The sequence below is a fragment of the Streptomyces sp. NPDC052043 genome, assembly GCF_044548235.1.
Lineage (GTDB): Bacteria > Actinomycetota > Actinomycetes > Streptomycetales > Streptomycetaceae > Streptomyces.
Map to the genome: position 1 here is coordinate 754,942 of NZ_JBIUBT010000001.1, position 13,321 is coordinate 768,262.

Genomic DNA, 13,321 nt, shown 5'->3' on the forward strand with positions numbered 1-13,321 from the left:
GCTGTGCGGCGGGCCGGGCCCGCACAGACCGGACCCGCCGCAGTCGGGAGGGCAAGGACCGGTATGCCTCCCTGCCGCGACCTTACCCCAAAGCCCTACGAATCGTAGGCGAAGATGCCCTAGTGGCCTATGATTCAAAGGTCAAGTCCGTGCAGGGATTCGACTGCCGCACCACAGCCACACCAGGGAGGAACCATGGGCGACCCCCGGCCCGACCAGCCAGGCACCGACCCCCGCGAACAGGCCCAGTACCTCCGCCCCACCGGCAACGAGCCCACCGTCGATAACGAAGAGGGCATCCTCGCCGACGAGTTCGGCGAGCCCAACAGCGACGGCACCTACGGCGCCCCGACCGAGGACGGAGGCGACACGGCATGACCGGCCTCGAAGCAATGATCACGTCGATGGAGAAGAAGCTCGGCACGGGCACCCCCAACTCCATCCAGGAGTGGTTCCGCAAGCGCAACGGCGCAGCGTACAACTACAACTTCCCGTGGTGTGACGCCACCATCACCTGGGCCGCCGTCGACTCCGGCAACTACAACGAGGTCTGCTTCGGCGCCGACTGGGCCTACACCGTCGCCCACGCCGCCCGCTACCAGGCAGCCAGCCAGTGGACCCCCATGGTCAACGGCATCAAGGGCTCCGGCATCCGCCGCGGCGACATCGTCTTCTTCGACTGGGGCGGCTCCAGCTCCATAGCCGCGATCGACCACGTCGGCATCGTCACCGGCATCTCCGGCAACACCGTCCTCACCATCGAAGGCAACACCGCCAACGTCTGCGCCCGCCGCGCCCGGACCGTCCACGACATCGCAGGCTTCGGCCGCCCCAAGTACAAGACCCCCGCCGCCGCCGTCCTGCCCACCGTGTCCCTCAAGCACGTCCTCGCCGCACAGAAGGCCGACAGCGCCGGACCCCAAGGCCACGCCCTGCACCGCACCGAAGGCCGCCTCCTCGAGAACGCCCTCAAAGCCAAGGGCCACCTCGCCGCCAAGTGGGTCGACGGCTCCCTCGGCACCATGACCACCGATGCGTACTCGGCCTGGCAGAAGGCCTACAGCGCCCGCCACAAGCTCGGCTGGAAGGGCGCCGACGTCAACGGCTACGCCGGCATGACCTCGCTGAAGGCCCTCGGCGCGGAGACCGGGCTCTTCAAGGTCGTCGCGTGACCAGCAACCCTCACCGCCATCGGCAGCCGCCAACTCGCGCAGCCGGCCCGAGAAACGAGACCCCCATGAAGCTCTTCGGCAGGGAACCCGTCACGATCCTCGCCTTCATCGCCGTCACCCTCAAGCTGGGCGCCGCTTACGGCTGGGACATCTCACCCGAACTGCAGGTCGCCATCATGGCGGGCCTGTCGTGCATCGTCGCCGTCGCCGAAGCGTTCATCCTGCACAACGGCGCCGCGTTCGCCGCGCTCGTCAACCTCGGCCACGCGGGCATCGCCATCTACCTCGGCCTCGGCCTCCATATGAGCGCAGAACGGCAGGCCCTGTGGAACCTGCTCATCGAGGGCGCTGTCGCTCTCGTCGTCGTCCGCCCGCAGGTCACTGCCCCGATCACGGCCCTGCGCATCGAACAGTCCGGCCTCGCCAAGGCCCCGACCAGCGTCTGACCCGTGCCGTTACATGCAATAGAGGGGGGCGCGGTGAGCGAGCTCTTCGGGATCAGCGTCGTCGACGGAGGAGCCGTCGGCCTGCTCGTCCTCGTCTTCCTGTACGTCATCACCGGCCGCCTCGTCCCCCGCCGCACCTACAACGACCTCCTCAAAGAGCGCGACTACTGGAGAGCCGCCCACGCCGAAGAGGTCGCCGCCCGGAGAGACGAACGCGCCCTCACCACCGAGCTCCTGGAGGTCGCTCACACCGCAGACCACGTCCTCGCCTCCCTCCCACCACCGCGTAGGGAGGAGGTGACCACCGGTGCACCGACTGATCGCCCACCTGGCCAGCCGTAACCGCAAGCCGAGCGAGGGGCTCCAGGCAGCAGAAGACGCATTCGCCGTAGCACGGCGGGCCCGGGAAGAGATCCGCGAACAACGCACCCCCGCCGTGCTCGCCCTCGTCGCCCGCCTCAGGCAGGCACGGCAGGAGAACCACTTCCGGGAACGCATCGAGCAGGCGTTCGCCGAACAACGAGGAGCAGCGCAATGAGACAACTCGCCGCCGACCAGTGGATCAACGTTGGCGCATCCACGCTGGCCTTCCTCGCCTGCGCAACATTCGCCGCGACCTACCACCTGCGCGCCACCTGGTGGCGCAGCGAGGTCGGCCGCAACCTGATGGCGTTCGCCACCGCGGTCGGACTCCTCTGCGCCTACACCGTCTTCGTATCCCTGTGGCCTGACGGGCGGCTCGCCACCGTCCTGCGCGCCGTGCGCACCGTCATCGTCCTCGCGATCGGCGCCCTCATGCTGCAGCGGACCCGCATGCTGCTCCGTGCGCAGCGCGAACACCACGACAAGACGGGAGTCTGACCGATGCCGTTCCCCGACGACACCCCCACCCGGCGCGTGCACCTAACCGTCGCCAGCCCCGCCAGCGGCAGACCAGCCGCAGGCACCGTCCGCCTGTCCCCGAACGTGCCCGCGATCGTCATCGACGGCACCCCCGCAACGTGGACCGGCGGTGGGACCTACCAACTCGACGACCAAGGGCGCCTCGTCGACGGGGACACGATCGGGGTGGAACTCCTCGACAACAGCGCGCCCGGGAGCAACCCGGCAGGCTGGCTGTGGCAGGCCATCGTCACCACCGGCGGGCAGCCGCGCGTCTTCTACTTCACCCTCGAGGACGCCCCCGACAACGTCGACCTCGACCAGCTGCAGCAACTCGACCCGCACGCCCCCGACTACATACCCGTACCCGGACCGGCCGGACCTGCCGGACACGACGGCGAACCAGGCCCGCGCGGACCGAAGGGCGACCCTGGCGACCCAGGCGGACCGAAAGGCGACCGCGGCGAACCAGGAGTCCAAGGGCTCCCCGGCCTCCAGGGCGAACCGGGTCCAGAAGGGCCGGCCGGACGCGACGGCGTAGATGGCGACCGCGGCCCCAAGGGTGACCAGGGCGACCGCGGGCCCAAGGGCGACCAAGGGGAGCCGGGAATCCAGGGCCCGGCAGGAGACAAGGGCAACCCCGGCGAGCAGGGACCGCGCGGCGAGCAAGGAGAGCCCGGACCTGCCGGAGAGACCGGACCTGCCGGCGCCGACGGAACCCCCGGCGCCAAGGGCGATCCAGGAAACCCCGGCACACCAGGCGAGCAGGGACCGAAGGGCGACCCCGGCGACCCCGGCGAGCGAGGACCCGAGGGGCCACAGCCAGCCCTCGGAGCAGCCGGCGCCGGATCGGACGTCGCACTCCGAAGCACCGACCCGACCCTCACGAACGCCCGCACGCCGACCCCGCATGCTGCGAGCCACGCGTCGGACGGCGCAGACCCGATCACCCCGGACAGCATCGGCGCCTACCTGGCCACCCACGGCAACGCGCTGAACGGATACGTCACCGACCTCCAGCTCCGGGTGGGCGGCGAGTACGGGCTCGAGAACCGCACCAGCGCGCTCGAAACAGGGAAGGCCGACAAGGCGAGGACAGCCGTCGCCGGATCCCGCAGCAACGGGGCCGCCCTCGCCAGCCTCCTCACCGTCTTGGCGCAGGCAGGCATCATCACCGACCAGACCACCACCTAGCCGGCGATGGCCCCAGCGAACTCGATGAACTCGAACACCCCGTCCTCGGACGCCCGCTGCACCCTGACCACGACCTTCTTCCCGTAGCGGGACTCGAGCGAGTTGTCGTCCGTCTTCACCGCCGACACCCCGGGGGCGAGCTGGCCCTCGAGCGGCTCCGAGCCGCGCTCGAACTCGCTGCCCGCCGCCCGGCCGCCGTTGGTGGCGCCCTCGACGATCGTCGACAGGTCACCCAAGTCCGCGGGCTGCTTGCCGGTGTTCTCCAACTTCAGCCGCACCCGGAACTCGGTGAGGCTCGGGTCCGGCGTCTCGTAGGCCTCCGCGTCCCAGTCGGTGAACACCTTCGCCTCGACGACGGTGACCTTCAAACCGTCCGGCCACGAGTACGACTCCCCGAACTTCAGGCCCGTCACCGTGCCGTCAGTGCCGTCGCCGCCCGTACCAGCCCCGTCATCGCCGGACGTCTTGGACGCGGCCGGCTTGCTCGCCGCCGGCTTCGACTTCGCCGCAGCATCCGTCTTGTCACCGCTACCACCGCACGCGGTCAAAGCGGCCAGAAGTAAGGCAGCACACGCTGCCGTAGCGCGAACGCGCATGATTCCCCCCCATGGGTTGATGGATCAGCACACGCTAGACGAAGCGCGCGCAGAACGTGAACGGTCGTCACGGAGTCGTGACACGAGAGCTGATCTCGCCAGCGCCTCGGCCACGCACGCGACGGAGGGCGAGGGTGCTTCGTCATTGCCTGCCCGCCCACCTGCACTGTAATCTATTCCGTGGAAACACTTACAAGTCTAGGGGGTGAGACGGTGAAACTTGTCGCCTATGTCCGAGTCAGTACGGCCGGACAGGTCTCCGACGGCTACGGACTCGGCGTCCAAGAGAAAGCCGTCAAGGCGTGGGCCAAGAGCAACGACCACCGCATCGTGCGACTGATCCGCGAAGAGGGCGTGAGTGGCGCCAAAGAAGCCGTAGACCGGCCCGGCCTTTCAGAGGCCCTGCTGGCGATCCAAGAGCGCGAAGCGGGAGGACTCCTCATCCCGCGGCTGGATCGCCTCGCCCGCGCGCTCACTGTGCAGGAAGCAACCCTGGCGATCGTGTGGCGAGACGGCGGCCGCGTGTTCGCGGCGGACGCCGGCGAGATCCTCAAAGACGACCCGGACGATCCGATGCGCACCGCCATGCGTCAGGTCGTTGGCGTGTTCGCCGAACTTGACCGCCGCATGGTCGTCAAGCGACTCCGGGACGGCCGGGCAGCCAAGAGCCTCACCGGCAGGAAGTACGTCGGTGCATACGCCTACGGCACTCACGGCGTAGGCGAGGGCCGCGAACGGGACGCTGGGCCCAACCCGGCCGAAGCCGCCGCGCACGCCCGGATCCTCGAACTTCGCGGAGCTGGCAAGTCCTACCGGGAGATCTGTGAGGCGCTGGGCACCGAAGGGCACCGACCGCGCCGCGCCGAGCGGTGGCAGCCGATGGTCGTGCGCGCCATCTGCCGCCGCGCCGGACTGAACTGACCAACCCCACCATGAAGGAGCGCGCATGAAGTTCGACGTATCGTCCCTGCGGAAAGACACCGACGAGGACGACTTCCCGTACACCGACAGAGCGGTGACGTTCGTCCACGTCGACAGCTCTGGCACGGTCTCAGCGGATCACACCAAGACCGGCAAGACCACCATCCTCAACGACTGGCGCCCCGGAGAACTGCTCATAGCTACGTGGACCGGAGCGCGCCGCAGCGACGCTTTCAGCGTGGACGTGGAGGCCGCACGCAAGGCGCTGCTGGAGGTGCGCAAGCCGCGGGGAGCTGTAGAGAGGCAGGCACGTAGGCAAGGGTTGGGCCCTCGCCAGAACCAACTCGTCAAGCAAATGCACGGCGAGCTCGACGACAACGGGAAGCGTAAGTACACCGTCCAGCAACTCGCCGACGAGTTCGGCACCAATCGCCGCACGATCTTGGAGGCCATCAAGGCGGCCTCCGTTAACAACCAGACCTGAGCAGCCGAACGAGCTCTGAACTGCACGGCGCCCCGCCAGTCGAAGTGGCGGGGCGCCGCTGCGTCAGCCTAGCTCCTCTGTGCCCTCATCTAGAGGAGACGCGTCATCGGGGCCATCATGGGGCGATATCTCTGGGGAGGAAGTATGGCGCGAGGTACGCGGACACCTGAAGAGCGAAGCGTGTCGCTGATCGTCGGGCGAAATCTGCGGCGACTACGGAGAGAGCGGGGCATGAGCTCAGCGGATCTGTCGCAAGCCCTGGGAGAGCGGGGGATCCGACTACAAGACACGCAGATTCGACGGATGGAAACAGGGACAGTCCACGGTCAGTCCACGCCCGCCGTCACGGTCGACCACCTAGCCGCGTTCTGCGCGGTACTTCGAGTCTCTGCGTCCGACCTCATGACGCCATACGGCGACGATCAGCAAGGGTGAGGAACGCGAGGATCTGCCTCGCGTCCTGCTTCCCGTGCCAGACTGGCCGTAGCGCCCGCCTCGCCCCCCGTCGAGGCGGGCCCTGTCATGTCAGCCCTGGACGTCGGGCAGCTGGCCGGGCTTCACCGGCACGATCTGCACGTTGGTGCAGCCGGCGGCTTCGAGGTCTGCCTGGCGGTGGCCGGCGCTGGGCTTGTCGTAGGCGACGGCGGAGGCCCGCGGCTTGCCAGTGGGGTCGGTCCAGGTGAGCGCGTAGTTCTGCATCATGCCGTCATCATCGCTGCTGGCACTGACAGCGCCCCTAGTCCGCGATGCCGAGCGACCGATCTGGCGCGCAGAACTCGCAGGCGTGGAAGAACTGGGCGTCCTTCGTCAACGCGGCCCGCGCATCCTCGGCGCTCAGCGGCCGGGTTTCCCGCTGCGGCATGGTGCAGTCAGCGAGGTGGATGGTCGCACCGAGCGGGTGCCCTTCCCGGATCTGCTTCTCGACGATGTATCTGGCCGCGGCCTGCTCGAGGGCGGTGATCTTCCGGCGGGTGTCCTGTAGCTGCCAGGCGAGCCACGATTCCAGGGTGCGCAGCTTTTCGAGACGCTCGGCAGGTGACAGATCGGACATGCGTTCGATTCTATGCGGGGCGGGGACGTCTGCCATCCTGGGGGCACACAGAGGAGGTCGCATGGCGAGCTACATCCCACCGCTGGGTGGCACGGTACTGACCGGCCCGGTCGAGGACTGGGAGCACCCGGACGGCATCTGGAGCGACGGCTTCGGTGTCGAGCTGGAACGCGCGAGCGCCGAGCGCCGACCGGTCGCCTGCCCGATCTGCGGCGAGCCCAACGACACGGTGACCATGGACGCCATCGCCGGCGAGCAGACCTCCCCCGAAGGGTTCGCCGAGTTCGCTGGCCACCTTGGCACCCTGATCCGGCTCGGCTCCTGCGGGCACACGATCAAGCGCTGACGCTGTGACCGCCCCCGACCGCTTCCATCTGACCCTCACCGTCGACGGCCGCCCGGCGATGCGCGGCTGGTGGGGGAGCGAGGCGACCGCCCGCCGCAAGCTCGCCGGATGGGTCGGCGACTACGGCCAGCCCGGCGCCCAGGTCACCCTCGTCGACGAGGAGACCGGCGAGACGCTGACGACCTGGCCCGACCTCGTTGTCGGCGACGCCCCGTAGCATTGCCGTATCACTGTTCGCGTCTCTGACGTGTGCAGTTACTCGAATGGCGCCCCGCTCGGTTGTCACGGACCGGCGGGGCGCTGCGACGTTCAGAGCCCGGGTCCGCCTCCGCCGCCGTGCGTATCTTTTCTAGTTCTCCTTGATGTCCAATCAAGAACCGGTACCTTGGTTGCATGACGAAAGCGACCAAGCAGGGAAGCCACTTCTGGATGATGACCATCCAGACCCCGAACGCGGCTGGCTACAACGTCACCGACTATCAGGGCACGCTCACGCCAGCACGCGGCGCCACCAGGCTGGACCTGTTCAACGAGATCCGTGAAGAGATCTACCGCGAGTCCCCGCATTCCCGAGGTGGCGTCGTCATTGCCTTCGACGTCCAGCCCAACCAGCTCTGAAAGGCGCCACTGTGACAGACCAGCCCCGCCTCATCCCCACCGGCTTCTGCTGGTGCGGCTGCGGCACCGAAACCGGCATCGGCAGCTTCTTCGCCCGAGGCCACGACAAGATCGCAGAGGCGGCGTTCATCGCTGCGCGCCACGGCGGGTCCGTGGCCCGCCTCCTCGCCGACAACGACTTCGGCCCCGGCGCGGAGCAGTCCGTCCGCGACGCTGCTCTCGAACAGGGCGGCTGGATCGAGTGCTCCGTCGAAGGCTGCACCTACGTCGGCGCCGAAACCAGCGTCCGCAACCACGAAGCCAAGCCGCACAAGGAGAAGTGACCATGGCGACAGAGTTCAACGAAGGCGATCGCGTGCGGGTAGCGCCGCACGTCGAGGGCTTGGCAGGAATGCTCGGCACCGTCGCGAAGCCCGGCGACGGCTACCTTGCAGACTGCCCCGTGCTCCTCGACGAAGACGAGGACCGACTCCCCGTAGCCTTCCGCGATGCGGATCTAGTCAAGGAGAACTGACCATGCCGATCGTCCACTCGGACCGGATCAGCGGCAGCATCTACGTCATCGCTACGAGTGCCGAGGCGGCGCAGCGGATGGCTTTCGACTACCTGCGCGACACGAGCAAGGACTACCACGTGTTCGACCGTGAGGAGGACGCCAGCGACAGGCTCCGCGACGCGTTCCGCGCCCACGACGAGCGGGAGCGGGTGTACGCCGTCAGCCTCGACATCCGCGTCACCGACGAGAAGTAAGGACACCCGCACCGCATGCGCCCTGACCGTTTCGAAGGCCTCCTGGTGGCCGCCATCAACCAGGACGGCCGGCTCACCGCCCGCACCTACCGGGACGCCGACGTCGATCGCTCCCGCTTCGGCATCGTCGCCACCACCTCGACCGGCACGCCCGTCAACGTGCAGATCGCCGTCACGCTCGCCGCCAACGAACGCGACGAACACCCGGCCCCGCCAGTCCTCGGCGACCCGCACCCGGACCTGCCCATCCCGGACCCCGTCGAGGGCGGCAAGCTCGACCTGGCCCGACTGGAGCAGTACCTCGCCGGGCTCGCCATCGCTGCCACGCCGAGGGAGATCGCCAGCATCCGCCAGTACCAGGACCGCGAAACCCCCGGCGCTGTCCGCTACGGGGCGACGATCACCTACAACAACACTGCCGTGATCTACCTGTACGTGTTGACCGCAGGCAGCAACCGCCACAGCGACTTCGCACCGCCCGCCACGGCCTGAGACGGCCACCGACACCACCACCACCGAGAAGCGAGGCCACCGACCATGACCGTGTACGGCGTGTGGGAGCCCGTCTCCTACGAGACGATCACGAACAGAAAGGAGTGGTGGGACACCCTGGATGACGCCAAGGCGGCTCTCCGGGAACGCCTGAGTCGCCCCGGACAGACCACCGTCAGCCGTCAGCGGCTGGTCGACGGCACCGAAAGGGTCGATGCCCAGTTCTACGGCACGCCCGGCCTGTGTGCGATCTTCCTGTACGAGACGCCCGACGCGGCAGAACCTTACGTGCTGCTCGACTTCGGGCCCCGAGGCGGAGTACGCAAGCGCCCTGCCCCGTACTGCATGGGGCTGCGCTGCGAAGACTGCACCTCGGACGAGCCGTGCTGCGAGGCCACGTGCGGCGCGTGCCCCCGCTCCGACTGCTACCTCGCACCCGGATCGGAGGAGAACAGCAGGTACTGCGACGAGCACGGCGAAGGCTGGCTGTACGATCTGCCGCCCCACGCGCAGAGGATGTCGGACATCCTCCATAGCGCCTGAGCTGTAGAAAGCGACGCCCCGCCTAGTGAAAGTAGGCGGGGCGTTCGCATGCCACCCTACGCCGCGGTCACCACGTCCCCGAGTGCCCGCTCCCGCGCGACCGCAACCGTCCACTCGTCCCGCAGCAGCTCATACCGCTGCCGGGTCTCGCCGTAGAGCCAGCCGCCGCACGCCGTCACCAGGGCACGAATGTCCTCATTCACTGCGGCAGCAGAGCGCGCAGCGCCCGGCAGCGGGGGAGGGGAGGACATGCGAGCCAGTCTAGGAGCCGGGTCGGACATCAGCCTCACGCCTGCGGCGGGGAGTCCACGACGTAGCTGCCCTTGCCGCGCACCGTCTGGATGAGGCCGCGCTCGACGAGCAACTGCACGGCGGCCCGCGCGGTGGGTCGACTCACCCCGAACTCGTCACAGATGCCGGCCTCCGTAGGGATTCGGCGCCGCGGTGGGTAGATGCCGCGCGTGATCCGGGCAGCGAACACCGTGGCGATCTGCTCGTACTTCAGCAGATCGATGGGGGAGTGGGCAGGGGCCGACGGTTCTGCCTGCAGTGGGACGTAGGGGAGCGTGCCAGCAAATGCCACCACTTCGCCGTAGTCGATGCCCTTGAAGTACTCGCTCTTGTTCGCCTGTGCGGCCCGTGCGCGGCAGAAGGTGAGCAGCAGCGCCTCGTTGTCCTCCGCCTGCCCGTGCGGCTCGGAGACCCAGTAGTCGGTGATCGAAATCCCGAATGGCGAGAGGGTCGACCGGTAGTCACTCATCCGTCGGCCGGGGCTGGCCGTGAAACCGACCTTGACGATGCCGACGTTGAACCGCAGCACGTAGATGTACGAACCGAGCGCAGATTTGCGGGGAACTCCGCGGAGGGTAGGCTGACGCACAGCCATGAGGACCACATCTCCTCTGGTCAGGCCCTCGCCTGGTGTTGGTAGCACCTGCGGGGGCCGCTTCGTTGTGCGCTCATTCTATCGTCAGGCTTAGAGACCCCTGCCGCTCTTCGGCAGCTTGGTCACGAACGTCCCAATGCCCGGCTGCATCTGCGCGAGCCCGGCCGCGCGCAGCTCGGTAAGGACTCGACGGGCGGTCATCTGTGCGATACCAAACTCGGCGACGATCGCCATCACACCAGGCAGCTTCGTCCCCGGCGGATACGTGCCGTCAGCGATCCGCTCCTCGAAGATTTCGTACACCTGCCGCCACCGCGGTACATCCGGCGCCCATTCCATGATCAGGACGCTAAGTGGGCACATCATGTCGAGCGAGACGAGATAGCCCGGTTCGCCTAGCCACCCTAGCTAGCTACCGCTACGCTCCGGAGTTGCAAGCAAGCGCCCCGGCAACCGCGCGAACGGCCCCGGGGCTGGCCAACGCTGTGAAGGAGCGTCGACATGGCGCACGGTACCGCCCCCAGAGCAGCCGCGGCAGGGGTGCCACAAGCCGTCCTCGACCTGCTGCAACTCCCCACCCTCGACGCCGTCACCGGCGGGCAGAGGCGCGGCGCCGACTGCGTCTGGTGCGGAGACGGCTCGCTGAACGCGGAGAGCGCCGTCGACCTTGGTGAACAGCGCCACCCGCTGAAGGGCTCTACCTCGATCACCGGCGCGACCTGGTTCCCCCGCGCCTGCCGCCGCTGCATCCGTGAGCGGGCGTACCCCGCCCAGCTTGCTCATCTGGAGATGTGCGAGCAGTGCGTCGACGACGTCCGGGAATGCAAGACCGGCCGCAGTCTCGACCGGCTCGTGCGGGAGGGCCGCCGATGACCAGGCAGCAGAACACCACCGACGACGAGCAGGCGTCCCTCGCCGCGGGTCGCGCCGCCGGCTACTGCTGGGCGCAGCGCCCCGAGGGGCCTCCCGGCCGCTGCACCCGCCGCCCGGACCACGACGGCGACCACATGGACCACTACGCCGGCCGCCGCTCGGTGACGGATGTCGTGGGCTACCGCTGGCCCCAGCGCTGAAGACTCCCGCCGCGCGCAGGTATCGACCGCGACGCGGCGGGCGGGCGGGCCGTCTCCTGGGGCTCGGACGGCCGCCCATCAAGTAGCACACCGACGAAAGGCAAGCATATGGACAGCAGCACTCTGCCCTGGAAGACGAGCAGCTACAGCACCGGCAACGGCGCCTGCATCGAGGTCGCCAAGACCGGCAACGGCGCGTACTTCCGGGACACCAAGGACCGGCCCCGCGGCGCGCACTCCGCTTCGCCCGCGGCCTGGGGCGCATTCGTCGACGCGGTGAGGGCGGGCACGCTCGGCGCCTGACCGCGCGCGGAAGGGCCCCCACCGTCCGGACAGGGTGGGGGCCCGTTCTACGCCCCGGGCTTGGACAGGTCGAGCTCTGGGCCGCACGACGGTGCGGGGACCGTATCCCCCCAGGTACGACGAAGGGATCAGCACAATGAGCGTCGAGTACGCGTTCGTCAGCGCCTGCCGCGACAAGCGGGTCAACAACTGCCCCGAGGTCGCGACCAACGTGCCGGGCCAGGTCGCCCTGCGGGACAGTGAGCGGCCCGACGAGATCGTTACGATGTCCACCGGCGGCTGGGCCATGCTCCGCGCCGCCATCCAGGCCGGAGAGTACGACCTCTGAGAGGTAGGCCTCGTGGAGAAGTGCCCCCGCTGCGCCGCCGACTGCCTCACAGACCCGGAGAACGGGCTGCCCTGGTGCGCACAGTGCGGGGCCTTCTTCAACCTCACGCCGCCGCCTTGCCGCGGCCTCTGGTCGTGGCGCACCCCCGCCACCCGCGCACCGGTCCGGCCGCGCAAGCACTGAACAGCCCCTGACAGCCCCGCTCGTCCGCACCCCCCGTGGCGGATGGGCGGGGCTTCCTCTTGCGCGCTCCGGGAGTTGGTGATCGCCTGCGAGGCAAAAAGGGGATGGTGATCTTGTCTGCGAGGAAAGCGCTGGCCAGAGGTGTGTGCAGTCAGTGAGCGTTCCTTGCGGGTGTGCGCAATTGTATGTGCCAACGGTCTTGATGACTCGCCGGTAACGATGTTGGGTGCTGACTATTGGTCAACAGTGGAGGAGGTCGGTTACGTGCACCCCCAATGCATGGGCGATCAGCAGCAGGTCCGAGAACCGAGGGTCACGCTGACCGCTCTCGTACCGCTGGATCGACCGACGCTCCATACCAGCCGCATGGGCTAGCTGCTCCTGCGACAGGTCGGCCTGGCGTCTCAGGTCGGCGATGCGGTGGCCGAGGGCGATGCGGCGCTGCATGACCCAGTCGGGTCGAGGGTTACGACGGGATGGCACCCGCCTCACGCTTCGGCCGCAACGATCTTGTGTCAGTACCCAAACGGTCGCCACTTGATCCAAAATCAGTACAGCCCTGCGGCCCTGGCATATGCCGCAGGGCCAGAGGTAATGTCAGGTATTCGAAAACCTGTTCGCTCTTTCGGGTGAACCATGGAATCGACTGCATCCGTCGGGTTAGGCGGAGAGTCGGTAGCAGAGACGTGCCGGTGACCGCCGACCTTGGGATGGCCCCCCTCGCGGTTACCCGGCACTGGGGTCGGCCCCTCGCAGCCAGCTAACGCGGACGCGAGGGGCCGCCCGTTACGGCATCTGACCTGCGACTACGGACTGATCGTTTAGGAGACGTTTAGGAGACGCGGCCCCGCAGTGAACGCGTCATGAGCCTGTAGCGACCCTGTAGGGAGGGTGGTTGGTGAAGGTGGTCGACCCGCAACACACCCTCCGCGACCTGCCCGTTCACGGTTGCAGCCAGCAGCGCGACCGTTCGCCGAGAAGTTCCTGAACTTCATCATCGCCGAGGTGATCCGCCACCACGAGCGCATCGCCGAGGACGCCGGCAACGGTGAG

Annotated in this window: 29 protein-coding genes; 22 read left to right on the forward strand and 7 right to left on the reverse strand. The window is 68.2% G+C overall.

The annotated features are described in order from the left end of the window. The first annotated feature begins 195 nt into the window (after positions 1–195). The 7 genes from ACIHCX_RS03545 to ACIHCX_RS03575 all read left to right on the forward strand — a co-directional run bounded on the left by ACIHCX_RS03545 (position 196) and on the right by ACIHCX_RS03575 (position 3,694). Complete coding sequence (locus ACIHCX_RS03545) at positions 196–378, forward strand: hypothetical protein (protein ID WP_400026149.1); 183 nt, start codon at positions 196–198, stop codon at positions 376–378. Further along, positions 375–1,172: a CHAP domain-containing protein gene (locus tag ACIHCX_RS03550; RefSeq protein WP_400026150.1), complete on the forward strand. Its 798-nt coding sequence runs from the start codon at positions 375–377 to the stop codon at positions 1,170–1,172. The genes ACIHCX_RS03545 and ACIHCX_RS03550 overlap by 4 nt, the downstream gene beginning before the upstream one ends. A 65-nt stretch (positions 1,173–1,237) precedes the next feature. After that, positions 1,238–1,618 (forward strand): hypothetical protein, encoded by a 381-nt coding sequence (locus ACIHCX_RS03555; protein ID WP_400026152.1) that lies wholly within the window; start codon positions 1,238–1,240, stop codon positions 1,616–1,618. A 33-nt stretch (positions 1,619–1,651) separates the two neighbouring features. Beyond that, positions 1,652–1,960, forward strand: coding sequence for a hypothetical protein (locus tag ACIHCX_RS03560; protein WP_400026154.1), 309 nt, complete (start codon positions 1,652–1,654; stop codon positions 1,958–1,960). Beyond that, positions 1,926–2,156, forward strand: a complete 231-nt coding sequence (locus ACIHCX_RS03565; protein WP_400026156.1) for a hypothetical protein — start codon at positions 1,926–1,928, stop codon at positions 2,154–2,156. The genes ACIHCX_RS03560 and ACIHCX_RS03565 overlap by 35 nt, the downstream gene beginning before the upstream one ends. After that, positions 2,153–2,479: a hypothetical protein gene (locus tag ACIHCX_RS03570; RefSeq protein ID WP_400026158.1), complete on the forward strand. Its 327-nt coding sequence runs from the start codon at positions 2,153–2,155 to the stop codon at positions 2,477–2,479. The genes ACIHCX_RS03565 and ACIHCX_RS03570 overlap by 4 nt, the downstream gene beginning before the upstream one ends. Before the next feature lie 3 nt (positions 2,480–2,482). Next, positions 2,483–3,694 carry a hypothetical protein gene (locus tag ACIHCX_RS03575; RefSeq protein WP_400026160.1) on the forward strand — a complete coding sequence of 404 codons (1,212 nt, stop codon included), beginning with the start codon at positions 2,483–2,485 and terminating at the stop codon, positions 3,692–3,694. Here ACIHCX_RS03575 and ACIHCX_RS03580 read toward each other — a convergent pair. Beyond that, positions 3,691–4,107, reverse strand: a complete 417-nt coding sequence (locus tag ACIHCX_RS03580; protein ID WP_400026162.1) for a hypothetical protein — start codon at positions 4,105–4,107, stop codon at positions 3,691–3,693. The genes ACIHCX_RS03575 and ACIHCX_RS03580 overlap by 4 nt on opposite strands. Positions 4,108–4,503: 396 nt before the next feature. On the opposite strand from ACIHCX_RS03580, the gene ACIHCX_RS03585 reads away from it, so the two are divergent. The 3 genes from ACIHCX_RS03585 to ACIHCX_RS03595 all read left to right on the forward strand — a co-directional run bounded on the left by ACIHCX_RS03585 (position 4,504) and on the right by ACIHCX_RS03595 (position 6,130). Further along, positions 4,504–5,211 carry a recombinase family protein gene (locus ACIHCX_RS03585; RefSeq protein WP_400026164.1) on the forward strand — a complete coding sequence of 236 codons (708 nt, stop codon included), beginning with the start codon at positions 4,504–4,506 and terminating at the stop codon, positions 5,209–5,211. Between the two features lie 25 nt (positions 5,212–5,236). Next, a complete protein-coding gene (locus tag ACIHCX_RS03590; protein WP_400026166.1) occupies positions 5,237–5,695 on the forward strand; it encodes a hypothetical protein in 459 nt (152 codons plus the stop codon). A gap of 144 nt (positions 5,696–5,839) precedes the next feature. Further along, positions 5,840–6,130, forward strand: coding sequence for a helix-turn-helix domain-containing protein (locus ACIHCX_RS03595; protein WP_400026167.1), 291 nt, complete (start codon positions 5,840–5,842; stop codon positions 6,128–6,130). Positions 6,131–6,220: 90 nt separating this feature from the next. Here ACIHCX_RS03595 and ACIHCX_RS03600 read toward each other — a convergent pair whose 3' ends face one another. Further along, complete coding sequence (locus ACIHCX_RS03600; protein WP_400026169.1) at positions 6,221–6,397, reverse strand: hypothetical protein; 177 nt, start codon at positions 6,395–6,397, stop codon at positions 6,221–6,223. Positions 6,398–6,431: 34 nt separating this feature from the next. Beyond that, entirely contained in the window at positions 6,432–6,746 is a 315-nt protein-coding gene (locus ACIHCX_RS03605) for a DUF6233 domain-containing protein (RefSeq protein WP_400026170.1), read from the reverse strand. A gap of 61 nt (positions 6,747–6,807) precedes the next feature. Between ACIHCX_RS03605 and ACIHCX_RS03610 the strand changes: the two genes are divergently transcribed. The 8 genes from ACIHCX_RS03610 (at position 6,808) to ACIHCX_RS03645 (ending at position 9,495) form a co-directional block, all read left to right on the forward strand. Next, complete coding sequence (locus ACIHCX_RS03610; RefSeq protein ID WP_400026172.1) at positions 6,808–7,092, forward strand: hypothetical protein; 285 nt, start codon at positions 6,808–6,810, stop codon at positions 7,090–7,092. 4 nt (positions 7,093–7,096) lie between these two features. Then, the gene (locus tag ACIHCX_RS03615) at positions 7,097–7,309 is read left to right on the forward strand and encodes a hypothetical protein (protein ID WP_400026174.1); all 213 of its coding nucleotides are present in this window, start codon (positions 7,097–7,099) and stop codon (positions 7,307–7,309) included. A 176-nt stretch (positions 7,310–7,485) separates the two neighbouring features. Continuing rightward, positions 7,486–7,710 carry a hypothetical protein gene (locus tag ACIHCX_RS03620; RefSeq protein WP_400026176.1) on the forward strand — a complete coding sequence of 75 codons (225 nt, stop codon included), beginning with the start codon at positions 7,486–7,488 and terminating at the stop codon, positions 7,708–7,710. A gap of 11 nt (positions 7,711–7,721) precedes the next feature. Then, positions 7,722–8,033 carry a hypothetical protein gene (locus tag ACIHCX_RS03625; protein ID WP_400026178.1) on the forward strand — a complete coding sequence of 104 codons (312 nt, stop codon included), beginning with the start codon at positions 7,722–7,724 and terminating at the stop codon, positions 8,031–8,033. 2 nt (positions 8,034–8,035) lie between these two features. Beyond that, positions 8,036–8,224, forward strand: coding sequence for a hypothetical protein (locus tag ACIHCX_RS03630; protein WP_400026180.1), 189 nt, complete (start codon positions 8,036–8,038; stop codon positions 8,222–8,224). Positions 8,225–8,226: 2 nt separating this feature from the next. Then, positions 8,227–8,460 (forward strand): hypothetical protein, encoded by a 234-nt coding sequence (locus ACIHCX_RS03635; RefSeq protein ID WP_400026182.1) that lies wholly within the window; start codon positions 8,227–8,229, stop codon positions 8,458–8,460. A 15-nt stretch (positions 8,461–8,475) separates the two neighbouring features. Then, positions 8,476–8,952, forward strand: coding sequence for a hypothetical protein (locus ACIHCX_RS03640; RefSeq protein ID WP_400026184.1), 477 nt, complete (start codon positions 8,476–8,478; stop codon positions 8,950–8,952). A gap of 45 nt (positions 8,953–8,997) precedes the next feature. Further along, positions 8,998–9,495, forward strand: a complete 498-nt coding sequence (locus ACIHCX_RS03645) for a hypothetical protein (protein WP_400026186.1) — start codon at positions 8,998–9,000, stop codon at positions 9,493–9,495. Between the two features lie 56 nt (positions 9,496–9,551). Here ACIHCX_RS03645 and ACIHCX_RS03650 read toward each other — a convergent pair whose 3' ends face one another. The 3 genes from ACIHCX_RS03650 to ACIHCX_RS03660 all read right to left on the reverse strand — a co-directional run bounded on the left by ACIHCX_RS03650 (position 9,552) and on the right by ACIHCX_RS03660 (position 10,720). Then, entirely contained in the window at positions 9,552–9,746 is a 195-nt protein-coding gene (locus ACIHCX_RS03650; RefSeq protein WP_400026187.1) for a hypothetical protein, read from the reverse strand. Between the two features lie 35 nt (positions 9,747–9,781). Continuing rightward, positions 9,782–10,381: a GntR family transcriptional regulator gene (locus ACIHCX_RS03655; protein WP_400026189.1), complete on the reverse strand. Its 600-nt coding sequence runs from the start codon at positions 10,379–10,381 to the stop codon at positions 9,782–9,784. A gap of 90 nt (positions 10,382–10,471) precedes the next feature. Then, positions 10,472–10,720, reverse strand: a complete 249-nt coding sequence (locus ACIHCX_RS03660) for a GntR family transcriptional regulator (RefSeq protein ID WP_400026190.1) — start codon at positions 10,718–10,720, stop codon at positions 10,472–10,474. Between the two features lie 162 nt (positions 10,721–10,882). Here ACIHCX_RS03660 and ACIHCX_RS03665 point away from each other — a divergent pair, with 162 nt between their 5' ends. The 4 genes from ACIHCX_RS03665 (at position 10,883) to ACIHCX_RS03680 (ending at position 12,085) form a co-directional block, all read left to right on the forward strand. Next, positions 10,883–11,254 carry a hypothetical protein gene (locus ACIHCX_RS03665; protein WP_400026191.1) on the forward strand — a complete coding sequence of 124 codons (372 nt, stop codon included), beginning with the start codon at positions 10,883–10,885 and terminating at the stop codon, positions 11,252–11,254. Beyond that, positions 11,251–11,454: a hypothetical protein gene (locus ACIHCX_RS03670; protein WP_400026193.1), complete on the forward strand. Its 204-nt coding sequence runs from the start codon at positions 11,251–11,253 to the stop codon at positions 11,452–11,454. Before ACIHCX_RS03665 ends, ACIHCX_RS03670 begins: the two co-directional genes overlap by 4 nt. 108 nt (positions 11,455–11,562) lie before the next feature. Then, a complete protein-coding gene (locus ACIHCX_RS03675) occupies positions 11,563–11,757 on the forward strand; it encodes a DUF397 domain-containing protein (protein ID WP_400026194.1) in 195 nt (64 codons plus the stop codon). Positions 11,758–11,893: 136 nt separating this feature from the next. Further along, entirely contained in the window at positions 11,894–12,085 is a 192-nt protein-coding gene (locus ACIHCX_RS03680; RefSeq protein WP_400026196.1) for a DUF397 domain-containing protein, read from the forward strand. Positions 12,086–12,508: 423 nt separating this feature from the next. Here the strand turns inward: ACIHCX_RS03680 and ACIHCX_RS03685 are convergent, their stop codons facing one another. After that, positions 12,509–12,715, reverse strand: coding sequence for a helix-turn-helix domain-containing protein (locus tag ACIHCX_RS03685; RefSeq protein ID WP_400026198.1), 207 nt, complete (start codon positions 12,713–12,715; stop codon positions 12,509–12,511). Positions 12,716–13,321: the final 606 nt, after the last annotated feature.